Source organism: Cytophaga sp., assembly GCF_051961495.1.
In the GTDB taxonomy this organism is placed as follows: Bacteria; Bacteroidota; Bacteroidia; order Cytophagales; family Cytophagaceae; genus Cytophaga.
In genome coordinates, this window is sequence record NZ_JBQCDF010000236.1 from 1 (window position 1) to 2,795 (window position 2,795).

At 38.4% G+C, this 2,795-nt stretch carries 5 protein-coding genes; all 5 read left to right on the forward strand.

What is annotated here, in order from left to right:
* Nucleotides 1–191: 191 nt before the first annotated feature.
* Nucleotides 192–734, forward strand: coding sequence for an ATP-dependent protease subunit HslV (gene hslV / locus ACTHJT_RS13115; protein WP_440238885.1), 543 nt, complete (start codon nucleotides 192–194; stop codon nucleotides 732–734).
* Nucleotides 731–1,072 (forward strand): arsenate reductase (glutaredoxin), encoded by a 342-nt coding sequence (gene arsC / locus ACTHJT_RS13120; RefSeq protein ID WP_440238887.1) that lies wholly within the window; start codon nucleotides 731–733, stop codon nucleotides 1,070–1,072. Before hslV ends, arsC begins: the two co-directional genes overlap by 4 nt.
* Nucleotides 1,073–1,091: 19 nt before the next feature.
* Entirely contained in the window at nucleotides 1,092–1,622 is a 531-nt protein-coding gene (locus tag ACTHJT_RS13125; protein ID WP_440238889.1) for a hypothetical protein, read from the forward strand.
* The gene (locus ACTHJT_RS13130; protein WP_440238891.1) at nucleotides 1,623–2,207 is read left to right on the forward strand and encodes an ACP phosphodiesterase; all 585 of its coding nucleotides are present in this window, start codon (nucleotides 1,623–1,625) and stop codon (nucleotides 2,205–2,207) included. It begins immediately after the preceding gene.
* Nucleotides 2,208–2,391: 184 nt separating this feature from the next.
* The coding region (locus ACTHJT_RS13135) for a hypothetical protein (protein WP_440238893.1) at nucleotides 2,392–2,795 on the forward strand (404 nt) is incomplete at its 3' end.

Consider the following 2,795-nt stretch of genomic DNA (forward strand, 5'->3'; position numbering starts at 1 on the left):
GTATTTCCAATAGGCGTAAGTGCCCCTATACCCGTAACAACTACTCTTCTCATGTTCAGAATTAAATCAATTAATTCTTCAAAAATAACTGAATCTTAGGAAATAGTAATCCACAACAATCAAATATTCATTACATGAGCAGAGTTTTTTATATCAGTTGAAAAGTGTATTTTGAATTCAAATTTTAAAAAATGGATAAAATACATGCAACCACCGTTGTGGCAATCAGACACAACGGACAACTATCAATAGGAGCAGACGGACAGGCAACACTGGGGAATACAGTTGTAAAAGATCATGTGAAGAAGGTCCGTAAATTAATGGATGGTAAAGTATTATGCGGCTTCGCCGGTTCAACGGCCGATGCTTTTACGTTACTGGAACGTTTTGATGAAAAGCTGACTGCATATAGCGGCAATATGAAACGAGCTGCGATTGAACTGGCCAAAGACTGGCGCACCGATCGATACCTGCGCAAACTGGAAGCCATGATGATTGTTGTAAATAAAGAAGAGTTGTTATTGATCTCAGGCACCGGCGACGTGATCGAACCGGATAATGATATCCTGGCGATTGGTTCCGGGAGCATGTATGCGCAATCGGCTGCAGCTGCGCTGAAAAAGCATGCAACACATTTATCTGCTCCGGACATGGTGCGCGAAAGCCTGAACATTGCGGCCGACATCTGCATTTATACCAACCATAATTTCGTTATTGAAACCGTATCCGAATGATCCAGATCTATCATAATCCCCGCTGCCAGAAGAGCCGTACAGCCCTGGAATATATTGAGTCGACAGGAGAGAAGATTGAGGTAATTGAATATTTAAAAACACCGCCGACAGTAAAAGAGCTGACTGCTGTTTTAGCCTTGTTAAAAGTTAAACCGCTCGATATTGTCCGGAAGAAGGAAGCATTGTATATAGAGAAATACAAAGACAAATCTTTTACAGATGCTCAATGGATAAAGATTCTGGTTGAAAATCCGATCCTGATCGAACGACCGATTCTGGTATCGGGCAAAAAGGCTGCTATTGCCAGAGATGCAGAAAGTCTGGAGAATTTTATTTAAATCTTTAATCATCAAATTAATGTTGAAGCACGGGATACTTTTTATTGTTTTTTTATGTTTATCTTCTGTAGTTTACGCGCAGTCTGCCATGCTGCAACGGAGAAATTTTAACATCGGAACATTTGTTGGTATCGGCGGTGCATCAGTGGCACCTATACCAACGTTGGACCTACGTTATAAAGGCACAACACTCAGAATAGCTCCCGGATATAATTACAACGGCGGCGGGGTTGTACAGGAAATAATTCCTATTTCAAAAAGCTTTTATAATGTATATTGGATTGCCTCTGCTTTCTATGTGCAGGGAACACAAAGCATTCATGATAACGTGTTGACAGATTTTAAATCCATGTCGGTATTGGGAGGTGTAAAATATTACATGGGTACACGCTTGTATTCAGAGTTGCAACTAGGTGTTGAATACCGACAGAAAACAACTCCAGGCTTTGCAGATGAAAATAAAACTTCACCTTATTTTGAATTTGGAATTGGCATTAACCTGTACAGGAATTTTCCAAAAAAAGAATTTGTAATTGACAGCGACGAATAAATGAATTTTTTAGCTCATCTTTATCTTTCCGGCATGGATCATTCATTGATGATCGGTAATTTTATTGCCGACTCAGTAAAGGGGAAAGAGATTCTTGAGTTTGATGCGAAAATTCAGAAAGGTATTCAACTGCACAGGCATATCGATTATTTTACCGATACACATCCGGTAATCAGTGAAGGTAAAAAGATTCTGACGCCTTACTTCGGTAAATATAATGCCGTTGTGATGGATATATACATGGATCATTTCCTGGCAAAGGATTGGGTGAATTATTCAAATATACCTTTAACAAGCTACGCTGCTTCGGTATATAATCTGCTTGAAGAACATCGGGCAGTATTGCCTGAACGCATTCAGCAAATGCTGCCGTATATGATCCGGCAGGATTGGCTGAGCAATTATGCAAACTTTTACGGAATCGAGCAGGTCTTTCAAGGCATGTCCAGAAGAGCAAGTTTTGAGTCACACATGGAAGATGCAACAGAAGTTTTAAAAAAGCATTATGGTGAAATGCAGGAGAGTTTTGATTTATTTTTCCCAAAACTTGTTCTGGATTCAACGAATTTCAGGGAATTGCTCTGAAATTTAAAAATAATTTTAGTCTGTTTTTTGCGTAAATCACTACTTTATAGTAAATTGTATTCGCAATTACACCCCCTAAGTAATTTCCCTTATAAAAATTGGCATTGTTATATTGTAATTTTTCAAGCTTATAATTGTATATTTAATAGTAAAATTGGAAAAATTAACACAACCTGAATTATATATGAAGACGTTTATATCTAAGTTATCCGCACTTGTATTAGTAGCAGGCATGCTTTCAGTAAGTAATGCATATGCTCAGAAAAGCACTGCAACTACATTAACGTACGTTAGTGCAGATGCGGTTCTTAAAAAGACTCATACGAAAGAAGAATTGGAATTGTTAGGCAAATTAGAGCTTACAACAATTTATCAGGAACGTGTTGCAATCATCACGGAAGTTTTGCCATATCTTGCCCTGCACAGCAAACCAGGTGCTACCTTAACAGACATGAGCATTCCACAGACACCTGCCAATATCTCTCATCTGGAAAAAGAAGTTAAAAACAAGCAGGAATACATCACATCTGTAAATGAAACACTGGTAGATATTATTCCTTACGCAGATAAACAAAACATCATCTGGTC

What these genes read in the sequence shown, in the direction of transcription:
- hslV (WP_440238885.1), top strand. Translation starts at nt 192, where the DNA reads ATGGATAAAATACATGCAACCACCGTTGTGGCAATCAGACACAACGGA.
- arsC (WP_440238887.1), top strand. Translation starts at nt 731, where the DNA reads ATGATCCAGATCTATCATAATCCCCGCTGCCAGAAGAGCCGTACAGCC.
- ACTHJT_RS13125 (WP_440238889.1), top strand. Translation starts at nt 1,092, where the DNA reads ATGTTGAAGCACGGGATACTTTTTATTGTTTTTTTATGTTTATCTTCT.
- ACTHJT_RS13130 (WP_440238891.1), top strand. Translation starts at nt 1,623, where the DNA reads ATGAATTTTTTAGCTCATCTTTATCTTTCCGGCATGGATCATTCATTG.